Annotated in this window: 19 protein-coding genes and 1 pseudogene; 9 read left to right on the top strand and 11 right to left on the bottom strand. The window is 65.7% G+C overall.

The window, feature by feature from the left end; all coding sequences use genetic code 11:
• Positions 1 to 39: 39 nt before the first annotated feature.
• Positions 40 to 876, bottom strand: coding sequence for a hemerythrin domain-containing protein (locus HH308_RS11385; RefSeq protein WP_170194325.1), 837 nt, complete (start codon positions 874 to 876; stop codon positions 40 to 42).
• A 114-nt stretch (positions 877 to 990) separates the two neighbouring features.
• Between HH308_RS11385 and HH308_RS11380 the strand changes: the two genes are divergently transcribed.
• Positions 991 to 1,986, top strand: coding sequence for an iron-containing redox enzyme family protein (locus tag HH308_RS11380; RefSeq protein ID WP_170194324.1), 996 nt, complete (start codon positions 991 to 993; stop codon positions 1,984 to 1,986).
• Here HH308_RS11380 and HH308_RS11375 read toward each other — a convergent pair.
• From HH308_RS11375 to HH308_RS11360, 4 genes are all read right to left on the bottom strand, one after another.
• The gene (locus HH308_RS11375) at positions 1,983 to 2,171 is read right to left on the bottom strand and encodes a CDGSH iron-sulfur domain-containing protein (RefSeq protein ID WP_170194323.1); all 189 of its coding nucleotides are present in this window, start codon (positions 2,169 to 2,171) and stop codon (positions 1,983 to 1,985) included. The two genes, HH308_RS11380 and HH308_RS11375, sit on opposite strands and share 4 nt — an antisense overlap.
• Positions 2,168 to 2,854: a HemK2/MTQ2 family protein methyltransferase gene (locus tag HH308_RS11370; RefSeq protein WP_170194322.1), complete on the bottom strand. Its 687-nt coding sequence runs from the start codon at positions 2,852 to 2,854 to the stop codon at positions 2,168 to 2,170. The genes HH308_RS11375 and HH308_RS11370 overlap by 4 nt, the downstream gene beginning before the upstream one ends.
• The gene (locus HH308_RS11365; protein ID WP_246284534.1) at positions 2,838 to 3,149 is read right to left on the bottom strand and encodes a hypothetical protein; all 312 of its coding nucleotides are present in this window, start codon (positions 3,147 to 3,149) and stop codon (positions 2,838 to 2,840) included. Before HH308_RS11365 ends, HH308_RS11370 begins: the two co-directional genes overlap by 17 nt.
• Before the next feature lie 136 nt (positions 3,150 to 3,285).
• Positions 3,286 to 3,858, bottom strand: a complete 573-nt coding sequence (locus HH308_RS11360; RefSeq protein WP_170194320.1) for a hypothetical protein — start codon at positions 3,856 to 3,858, stop codon at positions 3,286 to 3,288.
• A 71-nt stretch (positions 3,859 to 3,929) separates the two neighbouring features.
• Here HH308_RS11360 and HH308_RS11355 point away from each other — a divergent pair, with 71 nt between their 5' ends.
• A complete protein-coding gene (locus HH308_RS11355; RefSeq protein ID WP_170194319.1) occupies positions 3,930 to 4,709 on the top strand; it encodes an aldose epimerase family protein in 780 nt (259 codons plus the stop codon).
• On the opposite strand, the pseudogene HH308_RS11350 reads toward HH308_RS11355, so the two are convergent.
• Together HH308_RS11350 and HH308_RS11345 are read right to left on the bottom strand one after the other, a co-directional pair.
• A pseudogene (locus tag HH308_RS11350) lies at positions 4,710 to 5,740 on the bottom strand (PHP domain-containing protein).
• 6 nt (positions 5,741 to 5,746) lie between these two features.
• The gene (locus HH308_RS11345) at positions 5,747 to 6,562 is read right to left on the bottom strand and encodes an isocitrate lyase/PEP mutase family protein (RefSeq protein ID WP_170194318.1); all 816 of its coding nucleotides are present in this window, start codon (positions 6,560 to 6,562) and stop codon (positions 5,747 to 5,749) included.
• Between the two features lie 153 nt (positions 6,563 to 6,715).
• Here HH308_RS11345 and HH308_RS11340 point away from each other — a divergent pair, with 153 nt between their 5' ends.
• From HH308_RS11340 to HH308_RS11325, 4 genes are all read left to right on the top strand, one after another.
• On the top strand, positions 6,716 to 7,666 hold the full coding sequence (locus HH308_RS11340; RefSeq protein WP_170194317.1) for a hypothetical protein: 951 nt from the start codon (positions 6,716 to 6,718) through the stop codon (positions 7,664 to 7,666).
• Between the two features lie 21 nt (positions 7,667 to 7,687).
• Entirely contained in the window at positions 7,688 to 9,343 is a 1,656-nt protein-coding gene (locus HH308_RS11335; RefSeq protein WP_170194316.1) for an ABC-F family ATP-binding cassette domain-containing protein, read from the top strand.
• 53 nt (positions 9,344 to 9,396) lie between these two features.
• Complete coding sequence (locus HH308_RS11330) at positions 9,397 to 9,948, top strand: dihydrofolate reductase family protein (RefSeq protein ID WP_170194315.1); 552 nt, start codon at positions 9,397 to 9,399, stop codon at positions 9,946 to 9,948.
• Positions 9,949 to 10,097: 149 nt separating this feature from the next.
• Positions 10,098 to 10,736: an FMN-dependent NADH-azoreductase gene (locus HH308_RS11325; RefSeq protein WP_170194314.1), complete on the top strand. Its 639-nt coding sequence runs from the start codon at positions 10,098 to 10,100 to the stop codon at positions 10,734 to 10,736.
• A 3-nt stretch (positions 10,737 to 10,739) separates the two neighbouring features.
• Here HH308_RS11325 and HH308_RS11320 read toward each other — a convergent pair whose 3' ends face one another.
• The 4 genes from HH308_RS11320 to HH308_RS11305 form a co-directional block, all read right to left on the bottom strand.
• Complete coding sequence (locus tag HH308_RS11320) at positions 10,740 to 11,060, bottom strand: DMT family transporter (protein WP_170194313.1); 321 nt, start codon at positions 11,058 to 11,060, stop codon at positions 10,740 to 10,742.
• A gap of 1 nt (position 11,061) precedes the next feature.
• Positions 11,062 to 11,466, bottom strand: a complete 405-nt coding sequence (locus HH308_RS11315) for a DMT family transporter (RefSeq protein WP_446684915.1) — start codon at positions 11,464 to 11,466, stop codon at positions 11,062 to 11,064.
• A 392-nt stretch (positions 11,467 to 11,858) separates the two neighbouring features.
• Positions 11,859 to 12,191: a histone-like nucleoid-structuring protein Lsr2 gene (locus tag HH308_RS11310; RefSeq protein ID WP_170194312.1), complete on the bottom strand. Its 333-nt coding sequence runs from the start codon at positions 12,189 to 12,191 to the stop codon at positions 11,859 to 11,861.
• A 151-nt stretch (positions 12,192 to 12,342) separates the two neighbouring features.
• A complete protein-coding gene (locus HH308_RS11305; protein ID WP_246284532.1) occupies positions 12,343 to 13,152 on the bottom strand; it encodes a hypothetical protein in 810 nt (269 codons plus the stop codon).
• A gap of 3 nt (positions 13,153 to 13,155) precedes the next feature.
• Between HH308_RS11305 and trhO the strand changes: the two genes are divergently transcribed.
• From trhO to HH308_RS11290, 3 genes are all read left to right on the top strand, one after another.
• A complete protein-coding gene (trhO, locus tag HH308_RS11300; RefSeq protein WP_170194311.1) occupies positions 13,156 to 14,025 on the top strand; it encodes an oxygen-dependent tRNA uridine(34) hydroxylase TrhO in 870 nt (289 codons plus the stop codon).
• Positions 14,022 to 15,146 carry a CobW family GTP-binding protein gene (locus HH308_RS11295; RefSeq protein WP_170194310.1) on the top strand — a complete coding sequence of 375 codons (1,125 nt, stop codon included), beginning with the start codon at positions 14,022 to 14,024 and terminating at the stop codon, positions 15,144 to 15,146. Before trhO ends, HH308_RS11295 begins: the two co-directional genes overlap by 4 nt.
• Positions 15,147 to 15,287: 141 nt before the next feature.
• Entirely contained in the window at positions 15,288 to 16,358 is a 1,071-nt protein-coding gene (locus tag HH308_RS11290; protein WP_312870539.1) for an N-acetylmuramoyl-L-alanine amidase, read from the top strand.
• The last annotated feature ends 3 nt before the right edge of the window (positions 16,359 to 16,361 follow it).

The raw sequence follows: 16,361 nt of genomic DNA, 5'->3' as shown, positions 1-16,361 counted from the left end.
GAGCTGCGTGCGTCTGTTCGCCAAGGCATCGGGATCGGGCTATCGGGTGAGGGCGACGTGATCGGCCATGATCTGCCCGCGGCCGGTGACACGATCGCGCAGCTTGTCAGTCAAAGCCACAGCTAGACCGATAGAATTCTGTGCAAATCCGCCGGGCGGCAACCAGGCGTGGGGCCGCGTCGGAGCCATGTGCGCGGCGACCCTCATCGCATCGAAGAGTGCATCGAGGTCAGGCGCGGACATCGATGCTCGCACCGCAGGCCATACGACGCTCTCCTCGTACGACATGTGTTCGACGACCGCGTCGGCGAAGCGCGCCATGGCATCGGCGAAACTCGACGTACCCGGCACGGTGTCCGCCACGAGCCCCAGAAGTGTCTTGAGTTCGGTCTCTTGGTCGACAGCGTGGCCGGCGAGAGACTTGCCATGCTCGACGAGCTGCCGAACAACCGGCCAGAACCATTGTTCCTCCACAGCTTCGTGAGCAGAGGTCACCATGACCAGGGCTGTCGCGACATCGGACCGGGTCTCGCCTCCGAACAGATCGTCGGGCAGCGTTTCGATCGTCGACACAAGCGATGAGATGGTTTTGTGCTCCTCCGCGAGCACGGCGAGTGGGTCCATGGTCTGTCCTTTCGGGATGCACAACGGGTACCTCGGCATTGCGCGCACCAAACATGCCGTTGGGGTTTCGACGGCGTTCACGGCGGGTAGTCGGCACGTATGAGTTCTCTCGGAGACAGTCGTGCCCGCACCCGTCGGGTCGACCTGCGCGCGCACCTGTTCGACCGGCAGATCGTCGATGTGGACGGCCAAGCCGTCGGCGTTGTCGATGAGGTGGAGATCGACGGGGAACGCGTCGGCGCGGTTCGACACCGGTCGAGTGGACCGACGTCGTCGACTTCGATCCAGACGCGGGATTCTGAACTTGCGCAACGGATTCCGCCGTCATGACGCCGCACTCGATGGCGCCGCAGGAAAGGAACGTACATGAAGGCACCACGATTACCGCGACCGCGCGGAAGGCTGTCCGAATACGTCGTCGAACGCCTGGCGACGACGCCCGAACGGCCATTGCGCCTTCCGACGCTCATGCCGTCCGACGATCCGTACGGCGACGATCTCCAACTCACGCTCCTGATCTGTTATGAACTCTTCTACCGCGGATTCGCCGGCGTCGATCCCGACTGGGAGTGGCGCCCGCAGATCCTCGGCTTCCGGAGGGGGCTCGAGCAGGCATTCGAGCGAGCTCTACGGGCTGACGTGCCGCAATATCCGCGCGGTGCGATGGACGCGTTGACCGACCTCACCTATTCCGATGCCATCGCCGACGAACCGAGTAGCACGCGACATCTGGAGACCGAGGGAACCTGGCAGCAGTACCGCGAGTACTTCGCTCTGCGCTCGATCTACCAGCTCAAGGAGGCCGACCCGCACGCGTGGGTGATTCCCCGCCTCAGCGGTGCTCCCAAGGCGGCACTGATCGCGGTGGAGTTTGATGAGTACGGCGCTGGGATCGCCGAGCACATGCATCAGAAGCTCTTCGCCGATCTCCTGACCGCGGCGCGTTTACGCTCGGACTATCTCGGCTATCTCGACGTCGCACCGGTCCCCGCGTTGCTGGTGTCGAACGTCATCTCGTATCTGGGGCTTCACCGTCGTCTGCGTGGAGCGGTCGTGGGTCATCTGGCAGCCACCGAGATCACATCCCCGCCCGGGGCCCAGCGGCTGCTCAGTGGTTTGGAGCGTCTCGACGCACCGCAAGCCTGCCGACTGTTCTACCGCGAGCACGTGGAGGCCGATGCTGTTCACGAGCATGTCATGCGCAACGACGTCGTCGGTGCGCTGCTCAAGGACGAACCCGACCTGGAATCGGACGTCTCCTTCGGTATCGGCTGCTTCGAGTTCGCTGAAGACATGTTGGCCGACCATGTGCGTGGAGCGTGGGTGCACGGACGACGCGCAATCACGCTAGACCATCACTAACGGCGTTTCCTGCACCGATGACTCGTGTCGCACAGCGGATATATCCCGCTGCGGCCGCATGCGCATAGGGCGACCTGGAATCTCTCTGACGTCACCGTCGACCCGTCCGCCAACTCGATGGTCACCGGGCCACGCACGAGTACGGGACCGCCGCGTACCATTCGAACGGCTACCGGCTCGCTCATCGCTCGCGCTCCGCGCAGACCACCGCGATCACCTCACGCCGACGCCCGACGTCGAGCAGTCCGGTTTCTTCCAGCCAAGCGGCTCGCGCTGAAAGCACTGGGCCGAACGGGATCTCGGCCTCGGCGACGACGCGGGAGCGCAGCCCCGCGCCCGACAGTGCGTCGAGCGTCGCGGGGATGTCCGCGAACTCCGATTGCACGATCAGCACGCTCCCACCAGGACGCAGCAAGGCCGGCGTCGTCAAGCACACGATGTCGAGTACGTCGCGCCCGCACGGGCCGGCATCCCAGCAGTGGTTCGGCCCGGGAGGATGCAGCGCCGCATCGGCGGTCCCGGGTGTCGGCACGTAGGGCGGGTTGCAGGTGATCAGATCGAACGACTCGCAGCGTCCGAACGTCGCAACGTCGTCGTGCACGACGTCGATGCGACCCTGCAGGCCATGTCGACGGATCAGGTCACACACACTCCTGACCGCGGCTGCCGACGAGTCGACTGCGGTCACCTTCCGTGCGCCGAGCTGTGCCGCATGCACAGCGATCACTCCGGAGCCGGTACACAGGTCAGCCACGTCGCGGCCGATAACCGAGCGCGTGCGCAGCGCGTCGATCAGCAGGTAACTGTCGTCCTGTGGGCGGTAGACCGAATCAGTTGACGCCCAGGATGATTCAGTGGTCAGTGTCATCGTCGCGGATGTGTCGTCCGTGGTAATGAGCTTCGTACTCCGCCGCTTCCTCGTCGGTGACCGCGGGCTGTAGCGGGTCTTGCTCCGGGCGGCTATCCGGATCCTGGTGTACTAGCATCCGCCTACTGGCGGTCAGCGACACCAGGCTGACAATCAGTACGACGGCCGCGGCGGTCCCCGCCCACATCGTATCCGGGTGGTCGCTGGCGGCCATACCGATCCATAACACGACGAGTGCTATGGCCGCGAGGAGTGTGATGTAGCCCCATAGTCCGAGAGCTTTGGCGAAACGCATTGTCATTCACCTCCGATGGGTACGGACGTTCGAGTCGATGACGAGTACCCGTGGCGACGGCGGTCAAACATCGTCGCGGTGCCGACAGCGTCGGCTCAGCGGCACAACTCCCGACAGCCTTCGATCAGCGCCCCGACTACGACCGCACTCGCACGACTAACGCCTGCGCCGACGGTTCGACCGAAACGGTGACCGACGTCGAGCGCGTCGCGGCAAGCGTCTGAACTGTCGCCGAACCGATGTCGAGATAGACCAGATCTGTCAGAAGAGCGTCGGCCGGAAGTGAAATACGCTGCGGCGCCTGAAGTTTCGCCGCCGACGTCGACTCGCCGATGTCCGACAGATCAACCTGCAGAAGGCATGCGCCGACGATGGCCACCTTCTCCGCCGCGACACCCGACGGGCTCGCCACGTACCGGGCGCTCCACGACACCACCCCGTTGCCGCCGAACGTATAGATGAGCGCACCGCGCCCGGCTCGGTATTCGACGTTCGTCAACATCACAGGATCCGACGGGACAGCTGTCGTGGGATCACCGGGCGGCACCGCCACCGTCGGGGGGATGCGCAATCGCGTGTCGGCGGGAACGCCGACGGTGAGCCGCCCCGACTGTTGGACCGGTTGCTCACACGACCGCGACGACGACGTCGCCACCGACGACACCTCGGCCCCGGGCGAACACCCCGACAGCCCCACGGCGACGAGCACGCAAACACACGATCGCATCCAGTGCGTCAACTCGCCCCCAATTCCGTGGTCGAAGCCACGATAATCAATCGATGACCGACACTCTCACCATCGCCTCCGGCGCCACCGCCGTTACCGTCCGACCGTCCACCGGCCGCATCACGTCGCTGCGCATCGCCGACGTCGAACACCTTCACCAGGGCGAGCGTTTCGGCAGCTTCCCGATGGCGCCGTGGTGCGGTCGACTGCGCGACGGTGTACTCGACTTCGCCGGAGAGCGGTACGAGTTTCCGCGCAACGACGCCCCGCACGCCATTCACGGCACCGTGCGCGATCACCCGTGGGACATCGTCGAACGCACCGACGGTTCGTTGACGCTCACTCAAGATCTGCAGCCGCGATGGCCGCTTCCCGGCAGCGTGACACAGAGCTTCACCGTCTCCGACTCCGGACTCTCGTTGGCGATGACCGTCCGCGCCACCGATCAGCCGTTCCCGGCGCAGGTCGGGTGGCATCCGTGGTTCCGGCGCACCCTCGACGACGCGGGCGAACCGCTGCGGATTCACTTCAGCCCCGCCTGGCAGGAGGAGCGCGGCGACGACTATCTGCCCACCGGCCGACGCATCGACCCGCTACCGTCGCCCTGGGACGACTGTTTCGGCATGCCCGACGGCGTCGACGTCACCTGCGAATGGCCCGGTGCACGACGAATCCGGATCCGCAGCGATGCGCGCTGGGTGGTCGCCTACGACATGCGCGACTTCGCGATCTGCGTCGAACCGCAGTCGGGGCCGCCCAACGGGCTCAACACCGACCCGCGAGTCGTGTCACCCGACGACGACCTCGTCGTTACCACCACCTGGACCTGGTGATCACTTCCACGACAGCAGTCGCTCCGCCGACCACGTCGTCACGATTCGGTCGGGATCGATGCCGTGTTCGACGGCCCGCTGTGCGCCGAGGGCCTTGAACTCCAGCTGACCCGGTGCATGGGCGTCGGAGTCGATCGCGAAGAGGCAGCCCAGGTCCATGGCGAGCTCGATGAGATCGTCGGGCGGATCCACCCGCTCCGGGCGGGAATTGATTTCGACGGCGGTGCCGTTATCGGCACATGCGCGAAAGACCGCTTCGGCGTCGAACGTCGACGGCGGCCGATGCCCACGCCCGCTGAGGACGCGCCGGCCGGTGCAGTGACCGAGGACATGGACCCGCGGATCACTGACCGCGGCGACCATCCGCGTGGTCATCGCATCGTGGTCCATCCGCAGCTTCGAATGCACCGACGCCGTGACGATGTCGAGTCGTCGGAGCAGTTCGTCGGATTGATCGAGCGCTCCGTCGTCGAGGATGTCCACTTCGATGCCGGTCAGCAGCCGTAGCGTCGAATTCCGTGAGTTCCAGTCGGCGATCCGGTCGATCTGATCGGACAGGCGCTGCGCCGTCAGGCCGTTGGCGACGGTCAATCGTGGTGAGTGGTCGGTGATCGCCAGCCATTCATGTCCGAGAGCGATTGCCGCACTGGCCATTTCATCGATGGGCGCGCCGCCGTCGCTCCACTCGGTGTGCGCGTGGCAGTCGCCGCGCAGTGCGCCGAGGAGGTCGTCGTCGAACGGGAACGGCTCGGGCTCGCTTTGCAGCGTGTCGAGGTAGGTCGGCATGTCGCCCCGCAATGACTCGGTGATGACGGTGGCCGTGCTCGTGCCGATGACGGAAGGTCGGTCAGGGTGTTCGACGCCGCGCGGCGCGCCAGTTCGCCGGGGGCCGACTTCGCCGCGGCGCGCCCCGCGTTGCGGAACGCCTCGATTCGATGCCGGGAATCGCGTTTGCGTTCCAGCAGCCACGAAATGCGTTGCAGCGCAACGATAGGATCGACGGGCGCCGCGAGTTCCGGGAGGCTGTGCATCTGCGTTCAGCGGCCGAATCGGCCCTGTAGATCCGCGTAACCGATTGCGCCGTCGAGGAATTCGAGGGTGCCCCGCTCGCGGAGTTCCCGTGCGGCACGGTCCAGGAAAGTCAACGAGGCGCGCGCAAGGCTACCGCCGAGGCTGACCCGCACGACGCCCAACGAGTACAGCGTCGGCGCGTCGATGGTGTTCGACAATCCGGCGACGATGTTGAGCGGGCCGGGGATTGCGGCGGCGAGCCGGCGAATCGACTCGGCGTCGACGACGCCGGGCACGAAGACACAATCGGCGCCGGCGTCGAGATAGCGGGTCGCACGGTCGACGGTCTCGGTGAAGGGGTCGTCGACGCCGCCGCTGAAGTAGGTGTCCGTCCGCGCGTTGAGGACGAAGGATCCGCGCGAGGCTGCGGCCCGCGCGGCGGCGATCCGCGCGACAGCGGTGTCGACGTCGAACAGGGTGCCGTGGACGATGTCTTCGATGTTGGCGCCGACCGCTCCGATGTCGACGGCGCGGGCGACGGTGTCCCCGACGTCGTCGGGTGCGTCGCCGTAGCCGGATTCCAGGTCGAGCGACACCGGAAGATCGACCGCGCCGATGATGCGGGCTGCCTCCCCGAGCATGGTGTCGCCGTCGAGGGAACCACCGTCGGGGACGCCCAACGACCAGGCGATTCCGGCACTCGTGGTGGCGATCGCGGGAAACCCGGCTTGGGCGAGGATGCGTGCGGAGCCGGCGTCCCAGGCATTGGGGATGATGAAGCCTTGCCCGTTGTGCAGGGCGAGCAGTGTGGCGGCTTTGTCGGCCGAGTCTCCGGTAGGCATGCTGTGAGCCTATGCCTGCGCGCGCGTCGCCGCGGAACGGACAGCGTTCGCCCGCTGTGCGAGAATCGGGTTGATGACTACACCTCTGAGCGGTATCGACCGCGTGTTCGCGATTCTCGAGGACGGCGTACGCGCGCAAAGGAGTGGGCGACGATGACCGCCGGGCGTCTTGACAAGCAGGAATTCTTCGCCAAAGTCGACGGATTCGACGCCGAGGCGTTACGCAAGATGGTGTGGACGCTGTACTACCGCGGGTCGGCCGCGCAGCGTGAGCGTATCGAGGACATGATCGCGCCGCCGGCCGAAACTCGGGTCAAGCCGAAGAAGCCCGGCGTCGATCTCGGCGGGATCCGCGAGTTCGTCGCACTGGCCCGCGAGGGCGCGTACTTCGGCGGCGACCGTCGGGTCTCGCCGAAGCAACGTACGCGCTGGCGATTCACCTTCAGTGCGCATGCCTCGTCCGCCGTCGGCGGGCTGGGCGGTCCGAATCACGCCGATGCGGCGATCGCAACCGAACTCATGATCGACCTCGCGTGCGCTACGAAGGACTACGAGTACTTTCGGTCAGAGGAGCCGTTGGAGGCAGCGCGGTTCGTCGTGTCCGACGCCGTAGAGGCGTTGTGGTCGACAACGCTGGCACTCGGTGGCTTCGGTGCTCTGTGTGCCACCGCTCCCGACCAGTTGGGCCGCTGGGAGTCGCGCTACGGGTGGACGCGCCGCGGCTTCGGCAAGGTCAGCGAACGTGAGCGGTCTCTCGCAGGGATTGCCGCGGCACTGCTGAACGGTATCGGCGAATGGGGCCCCTTCGCCGATGAGTATCTCTATGAGCTCGAGTCAGGCGGTCGTCATGGGCTCCAGCGCCGCGAAGACCTCGATGAATGGCATGTCCTGCTGATGGATCGGCTGTGGGGCACCGATTACCAGGATCGGCTCGACCGGATCGCGGACAGTCGGGTACTGGACCCAACCGAACGGAAGTTCCTGCGCGCGCGCCTGGCTCACCGGAACGGCGACGACGATCAGGCACGGACGCTTATCGGCGAGTGTCTCGCCAAACTGCCGGGGCACCACGAGTTTCGGGACTTCGCCGACATGATCTCCTGACCGGAGTGAGACGATAGGCCCATGACCGCAACACTCGTCGCCAAGGACCTCTCCGGCGGGTACGCGCATCGCGTCTTGTTCGACCACCTCGACCTCACCGTCGCCCCCGGCGACGTGGTCGGAGTCGTGGGGGCCAACGGAGCCGGCAAGACGACGCTGCTTCGGGTACTGGCCGGCGACTTGGCTCCGCTGCAGGGCACTGTCAGCCGGGCGCCGTCGGACGCCTTCGTGGGCTGGCTGCCGCAGGAACACGAACGGATCGTCGGAGAGACCGTGGGACAGTACGTCGCGCGCCGAACCGGTTGTGCCGCAGCGGCGTCGGCGATGGATGCGGCTGCCGGTGCGCTGGCCGATCCGGATGCGCCCGCCGACGCCGCAGGCGTCTACGCCGCCGCGCTTGATCATTGGCTGGCGACCGGTGCCGCCGACCTCGAGGAGCGACTGCCCGCCGTGCTCGCCGACCTGGGGCTCGTCACCGGGCTCGTCGCGGCCGAATCATCGCTGATGACAGGGCTTTCCGGTGGGCAAGCGGCGCGGGTGGGACTCGCCGCGCTGCTGTGCTCGCGATTCGACGTCGTGCTGCTCGACGAACCGACAAACGATCTCGACCTCGACGGCCTCGCCCGGCTGGAGGACGTCGTGCTTGGCATGCGCGGCGGCGTGGTGCTGGTCAGCCACGATCGAGAGTTCTTGGCGCGCAGCGTGACCCGCGTGTTGGAGCTGGATCTGGCGCAACACACCAATACCGTCTACGGCGGCGGGTACGAGAGCTACCTCGACGAGCGCGAAGTAGCCCGGCGCCACAAGCGCGAAGACTACGAAGAATTCGCGGCGAAGAAGGCGGATCTCGTTGCGCGGGCACGTGTTCAGCGGGAATGGTCGAGCCAGGGCGTCCGCAACGCGATGCGCAAGGCGCCCGACAACGACAAGATTCGCCGCAAGGCGTCGACCGAGTCGAGTGAGAAGCAGGCGCAGAAGGTCCGGCAGATGGAGAGCCGCATCGCGCGACTGGAGGAAGTCGAGGAACCACGCAAGGAGTGGGTCCTCGAATTCACCATCGGATCGGCGCCGCGGTCGAGTTCGGTGGTCGCCACGTTGAACAATGCCGTTGTGCGGCAAGGAGATTTCACGCTCGGTCCAGTGTCGCTGCAGGTGAATGCGGGGGAGCGGATCGGCATCACCGGGCCCAACGGCGCGGGCAAGTCGACGTTGCTGAGGTTGCTGCTGGGCAGAATCGAGCCCGACGAGGGGAGCTCGCAACTCGGTGCCAACGTGGCGATCGGTGAAATCGACCAGGCGCGAGGACAATTCGCCGGTCTGGAGCCGCTCGTCGAACGATTCGAGAGTCTCGTCCCCGACTTCACCACGGCCGACGTACGCACCCTGCTGGCGAAGTTCGGGCTGCGCGCCGACCACGTCGATCGCGCCACCGCGGACCTCTCGCCCGGCGAACGGACCCGCGCGGCCCTCGCGCTGCTGCAGGCGCGTGGCACCAACGTGCTGGTGCTCGACGAGCCGACGAACCACCTCGACCTGCCGGCGATCGAACAGCTGGAATTGGCGCTCGAATCCTACGACGGTGCCGTGCTTTTGGTGACACACGACCGTCGGATGCTGGAGAACGTGCGCGTCGACCGGGGCTGGCACGTCGAGGGTGGGGGAGTGCGGGAGAAGTGAGACGGCTCGGTGAATCCGGCCGGAACCCGTGATCCCGGCGTTACGCTGGCACAATGCGCCCCATCCGGTATTCGATAAACATCACCCTCGACGGCTGTTGCGATCACCGCGAGGGCATCGCCGACCGCGAACTGCACGAGCGCGCCGAGGCGAACATCCGCGAGGCCGATGCGATCATCTTGGGCCGCAAGACGTTTCAGATGATGGAAGAGGCGTGGCGGGTCACCGATGAGCCGTCGCCGCTGCCCGACTGGATGCAGCCGTTCGGCGTCACGATAGACGCCGCGAAGAAGTACGTGGTGTCGAGCACTCTGCCCGACGTCGACTGGAACAACTCCGAACTCCTCCGCGGTGATCTGCGCACCGCGATCGAGGAGCTGAAGGCGCAGCCGGGTGGTTCATTGGCCGTGGGCGGAGTGCAGTTGCCGCTGGCACTTGCGCAGTGGGATCTCATCGACGAGTACGAGTTCGTGGTGCATCCGCGGATCGCGGGTCACGGCCCGACGCTGCTCGCCGGACTTCCCTCGACGATAGATCTACGGCAGATCAGTCGATACGAATACGCTTCCGGCGTGGTCGCGAACCGCTACGAGGTGCGCCGCTGATCGAGCCGGCCGCCGACCTCACCACGTCGCCCACGTCGCCGCCTCATCGGCAGCGTCCGATGCCGCGCGACGAACGCGATCTCCTCGACGACGCGCAAGATGTCGTCACGTTCCTCGGTCTCGATCGCGGGGTGTGAGACATTGGGTGGGTGACCTACCTACTCGCCATAGATTGTTCGATCACGGGAGAGGACTCCGTGTCCCGCCCGCTCGTCGCCGAGTTCAGTCGGGCGTGGCTCGATGCCGCCGACGGTCGGCAGGTGCGCTACCGCGATCTCGCCGCCGACCCCGTGCCGCATCTCACGACCGCCGGGCTCCACTACGCCCCCGCGATGCGGCGGGCGCACGAGGTCGTCGACGATGCCGCGGCGGCACGGCAGCAGGAGCTGATCGACGAAGTAGCTGGTGCGCACGCCGTCGTCATCGGGGCGCCGATGTACAACTGGTCGATTCCGTCGACGCTCAAGGCATGGATCGACCACCTCCACGTCCTCGGCACGACTGTGCCCGCGGATGGCTCGACCGGTGTGTTTCATGGGATTCCGGTGATCGTCGTGTCACCGCGCGGCCTCGCCTACGACAATGCCGATCCCACCGCAGCGGGCGATTACACCGTTCCGCCGATCGAGAAGGTCCTGGGCGAGTCGATGGGGATGAAGGTGACCAGCGTCGTCGTCGACTACACCCTGGCAACCCGGATGCCGCCGCTGGCCGAGCACTCCGGCGCGGCCGACGCGTCATTGGCGGCGGCGTCAGCAGAGCTCGCCCGCCTCGCGTCGACGCTGTGAAAGTCAGTGCGCGGCACCCAGTTCCACGAGCAGCACGCCGGCCGCGATGAGCGCGATGCCGCCGATCATGCGTCGCGTCAAGGGTTCGTCGAACAGGATGCGGGAGGCCACGGCGGTGAGCGCGACACCTGCCGCCGTCCACACGCCGTAGGCGACGCCGAGCGGAATGCCCTGGCGCAGTGCGATCAACAGTCCGGCGAAGCCGCCGAGATAGCCGAGGGTCACGATCGCATAGAACGACGGTCGGCCGGTCGCCGCGACGCGCAATGCCAGGGTGGCGATCAACTCCGACGCAATTGCGCAGGCCAAGAACAGATATGCCACCTCAGTGCTCCGAAACGCGGTGGGTCGCAACGTCGGGGGTGTGGGCGTCGGGCAGTTCGGTTGTGCGCGAACCACTTTGGATCATGATGACGCCTGCGACGATCAGCGCCAGCCCGACGCCCATCATCGCCGTCAGTGCCTCGTCGAAGATCAATGCCGCCGCGATGGCCGTCGCGGCGACGCCGGCCGCGCCCCAGACTCCGTAGGCCACACCCAGTGCCATTCCCCGCTTGAGAACCTGTGCGAGGAGCACGAAACTGCTCACGTAGCCGACGACGACCACCGCATAGAGCGCCGGGGTCGACGCTGATCCCTTGAGCGACAACGACGCCGCGACCTCGCTCGCGATCGCCGTGCCCAGCAACAGCCACGTCACCGATGGTCGTAAAGGACGCAATTCACCCACGTCGCAAGATTACAACCGCTGGTTGAACCGGGCCGGAGCGTGGGGGTGCCCTTCACCCCGTGGTTGAGCCGTGAGGAGCGTGGGGGTGCCCTTCACCCCGCTGGTTGAGCCGGGATTCACCGATGGCGGGCCCTCTCCGCTGGTTGAGCCGTGAGGAGCGTTAGCGACGAGCGTGTCGAAACCACGTAACCCGACGCAAACCAAAACGCCGAGAACAGTCGTGAAACACCCGAGAAAACCGTCGCACGCGGATTTCGACTCGAAAGCCCCTCCAATCAACGGGATTCCGCTCAATCGACAGCAATCAGAGCGACCACAGTCGCGGCAGGTCTCAATCGACAATACGGGCCGTCCGGCTGCTGCCGGACGGCCCGAATGTCACATACTTGAGTTCAGTTAGCTGCTTCGTATGCTTCGACGATATGCAGCGGGATGCGGCCCCGATCGCTGACCGTATGGCCGTTCTCATTGGCCCATTCGCGGATTGCCTGCGTCTGAGCCTTGCTGCGATTGGCTCCGACGACGACGCCGCGTCGCGGTGTGCGAGCGACGGGACGCGATACGTCGAGGTACTTCTGCAGCGAGGAGCGGAACTCGTCGGCGTGCTTAGCGGAGGTGTCGAATTCGTAAGTGCGACCGTCTACCGAGAAGCGAACGGTCTCGTACTCTTCGAGAACCTTGCCGTCGATGTCATCGATAACCTCAACGACCTCACGTTTTGCCATTGACTGCGCTCCTTCTGGGTAGACACCGATATGCGACGGACATTTCCGCGATCAAGATGTAGTGGCGAGGACCCGCCGCGTATTACTTCCTCATGAGAATAACCGAAAAGAGGAAACAATGCACATAGCTGTGCGAACACTGTGTCGACTCTCAGGAAGTTGGTGGGGAACTCGTTGCCGGGGACTGTTGATCGGAGGTGGTCGGCGTGGGCGCGGTGATTCCGAGTAGCGCGGACGGCGCGGCGTCGGCGGCGTTGATTTCGCGATACCCGCCCGAAGTCACCGAGAACCCCTTCCCGGTGGACACTTGCAGGCAGTAGAGACCGCTGATGTGACTCAAGCAGGTGAATCGACTTACCGCGATACTCTGGCCGAAATCGACGATGGTTCCGCGGTGCATCACCGGATATAGATTCGCGCACGCACCGTGAGTGGGCCCAGAGCTATTGAGGATAATGATGTCCGGTGCCCACTGACAGGTCGACGGTGTATTGGCGGGCGGATTCTGGGCGCCTTCCAATCCGGTGGCTTGGCAGGCGAGAGTGTCGCGGCCATTGGTTCCGGTAGAGCAGTTGACCGAACGGCTCGGCGTCGTGAAATTGAAGCCGGTGGTGTCCTCGCGCGGCGAGTCCGAAGTCACCGAGCCCTTGTGATAGTTGCTGTTGTCGACGCGTGGTGCGGCGCTGACCGTCCGCCCGATGGTCCATTTGGGTAGATCGGAGTCGCGCGACGACGGCGGCTCGTCGGCCGCGGCCGACGTGGTGGTGGGTGCTTCGGTTTCCGTGGACAGCGTGTCGGTGGGCGGCACGATTATCTGACCTGGGCCGGAGCCGCCGGTCAGTCCGCATCCGCTCGCCGCGAACAGCGACGTCGCGGCGGCGACCGCCGCAATCGCGCGGACCAGCACCCGCGGTGCGTCGGGCCGAGTGTTGCCGTGCCGCAGAAATCCGTACCCTGGCATCTTGTGTCGACTCCCAAGATCGTCTTGTTCTATGTGTTTGCTCCGCTTGCCGACCCGGAGGCCATTCGGCTGTGGCAGACGGCGGTTTGCGAGTCGCTGGAACTGCGCGGTCGGATCATTGTCTCAGCCGACGGTATCAACGCGACGGTGGGTGGTGATCTCCCGCACGTCAAACGGTACGTGAGAATTACTCGATCGTATGCACCCTTCGCTGATGCGGATGTGAAGTGGTCGATGGGAACGGGCCACGACTTTCCCCGACTCAGCGTGAAGGTTCGGCCCGAAATCGTCAGTTTCGGTGCGCCGGAGCGACTGCGCGTCGACACCGACGGTGTGGTGGGCGGCGGTACCCGTCTCTCGCCCGACGGCGTCAATCAGCTGGTCGCCGAGCGCGGCGACGACGTCGTATTCTTCGACGGCCGCAATCGCCTCGAGGCTCAAATCGGTCGATTCGCCGGGGCCGTGGTGGCCGATGTCGCGACCACCCGAGACTTTATCCCGCTGATCGACGCCGGCGAGTTCGACCACCTCAAAGATCGACCCGTGGTGACCTACTGCACCGGTGGGGTTCGCTGTGAGGTGCTCAGCGCACTATTGCGCGACCGCGGATTCAGCGACGTCTACCAGCTCGAGGGCGGAATTGTCCGGTACGGCGAGCAATTCGGCGACGACGGGCTGTGGGAGGGTTCGCTTTATGTATTCGACGATCGGATGAGTGTCGATTTCTCCGACCACGCAAAGGTGCTCGGTGTCTGTTCGCAATGTGGCGTGCCCACCAAGAATATCGCGAACTACCCCGATCCGAACGGTCGCGAATTGGTGGTCGTGTGCCCGGAATGCCTGACGCACGCCCAACTCGCGGTGACGCGATGACCGGTCGACCCCGGCAAGTTCCGATCATCCTCGTTGCGGGATTCCTCGGTTCGGGCAAGAGTACCTTGCTCAATCATCTTCTCCGGCACAGCGGCGCCACTCGAATCGGATTGATCATCAACGACTTCGGCGCGATCAACGTCGACGCTCTATTGGTGGCCGGACAGGTCGACGGAGTAGTCGGGCTGGGTAATGGATGTATGTGTTGCACCGTCGACGACGATTCACCGGAAGGTTTTGCCGCGGTCGTGGGCCGGCTTCTCGCGCCGCGTGCGGGAATCGACGCCATTGTGATCGAGGCGTCGGGGCTCGCTGAACCGCGGACCTTGATCCGGATGGTCGCGGCGCTGACCGATGCTCGCGCGGTTTACGGCGGTTTGGTCTATCTGGTCGACGGCGCGGAATTCCTGGCGACCAGAGCGCGCCACTCCGAACTCGACGGGCACGTGCGGATCGCCGATCTGGTGATCGTCAACAAGGCGGATCTGCTCGACGGCGCGGAATCATCCAGCGCCGCAACCGATTCCGCCGTCGCGGATCGGGCGGCGGTGCTCGGTGCGGTCGCCGAACTCAATCCGACCGCGCCGGTGGTGCTCACCGTCGAGTCGGTGGTGGATCCGGCGTTGCTGTTCGATCCGGTGCAAGGGCGCGCCGACGTCGACGGCCCCCGGCAGCTGTCGCTCGACGACCTGTTGCGCGCAGAGGAGCGCGCGGGGTCCGAGCTCGGGGACTGCTCGGGGCATCGGCATCGGCATCTGCACGACGAGTATCAGTCGGTGTCCTTCGAATCATCCGCGCCGATGAACCCGCGCCGGCTGGCGGCATTCCTGGAGCGTCCGCCGAACGGCACCTATCGAATCAAGGGATGGGCGCATTTCGGCCTCCTCGATCACCGGGAGAAGTACATCTTCCACGCCGTCGGGGGACGAATCCGGGTGGATGCGGCGGCATGGGCCGGCGAGCCGCCGTCGACGTCGATCGTGGTGATCGGGGCGGGGCTCGTCGAGCAGGAGGTCGTCGACGGTCTTCGTGCCGCCGTCGGGACCCACGTCGACGACGAATTCGGGATTCTGAGCATCACGAGGTATTCGCCTCAGACGCAAGGGAGTCCTTCACTCTAAGGACTCGGTGAGGTCACAGCTGTCTAACGAAAGGCATCGGGCCAGGTCGCAGATTCGTCAAAACTCTCAAGCCCTGATTCACTGTTATCAAAGTGGCCAGTGGGATTGTTGTGACTGGCGTTGGTCTATGGAGGGCGATCTGTGTTTGCACTGAAGAAGACTGTCGTCGGGGCGGCGGTAGCGGCCGCGGCCGTCGTCGTGTCCACAACGACGGTTCCGGTCGCGCAGGCCAGGCCGTCGGCGCCGATCGCACCTGTTCCGGTCGCCGGCTCGACGCTCATGGGCAAGACGATCTTCCTCGACCCCGGCCATCAAGGCGGCGCCGCGGGTCACAGTCTCAGCAAACAGGTTCCCGACGGCCGCGGTGGCACCAAGGACTGCCAGACGACTGGCGCGACAGGCGTCAACGGCGTGACGGAGCATCGGATCAACTGGGATGTCGCGCAGTTGGTGAAGGCCGGTCTGGAGAGCCAGGGCGCCCGGGTGGTGCTGAGCCGCGCGGACGACACCGGCTGGGGCGGATGCGTCGACGAGCGTGCGGCGGCGGCCAGCCGTTCCGGCGCCGCGGTCGCCGTGAGCCTGCATGCCGATTCGACGAGCGCCGGCAGCGATGCGACCAACAGGGGCTTTCACATGATCGTCCCGACGCTGCCGCTGCCCAGTTCAGCCGCGCAGCTCGCGCAGTCGGGCGGCGGCCGCAAGGCGTCGTCGATGATGCGTGACTCGTTCAAGAAGGCGGGTTTCGCACCGGCCAACTACGCGGGCGTCGTCGACGGCATCCAGACCCGCTCAGACATCGCCGCGGTCAACCTCACCACGGTGCCCGCGGTGTTCATCGAGATGGGCAACCTGTCCAATCCAACTGAAGCGGCGGCGTTGTCGGGCAAGGTCGGACAGCTCAAATACGCGACTGCGATCACCGACGGCATCCTCGCGTACGCGGCCGGTGCCGGTGTCAGCGGGTCCCCGCTGCTGTCCACCGGGTCGCTCAGTGCCAACCCGTCCGACTCGCCGACGACGCCCAACACCGACGTCGACGTCGAGGGACTGTCGGGCGTGATCCCGTTCGTGACGAAGGCGGTCGAGACCCGTAATCCGAGCGCACTGCTCGCGCTCATCCTGGGGCCCGGCCAGGATGTCGGGTCGCAGGTCCTCAAGGCCATGCTCTCGGTGATCTATTCGCTGTTCGGCGGCAAGCTGCCCGTCGGCTGACCC

This window comes from Gordonia asplenii, assembly GCF_012933505.1.
Taxonomy (GTDB): domain Bacteria; phylum Actinomycetota; class Actinomycetes; order Mycobacteriales; family Mycobacteriaceae; genus Gordonia; species Gordonia asplenii.
The sequence above is the reverse complement of the archived record's forward strand: the minus strand, read 5'-3'. Positions and strand labels throughout refer to the sequence as shown.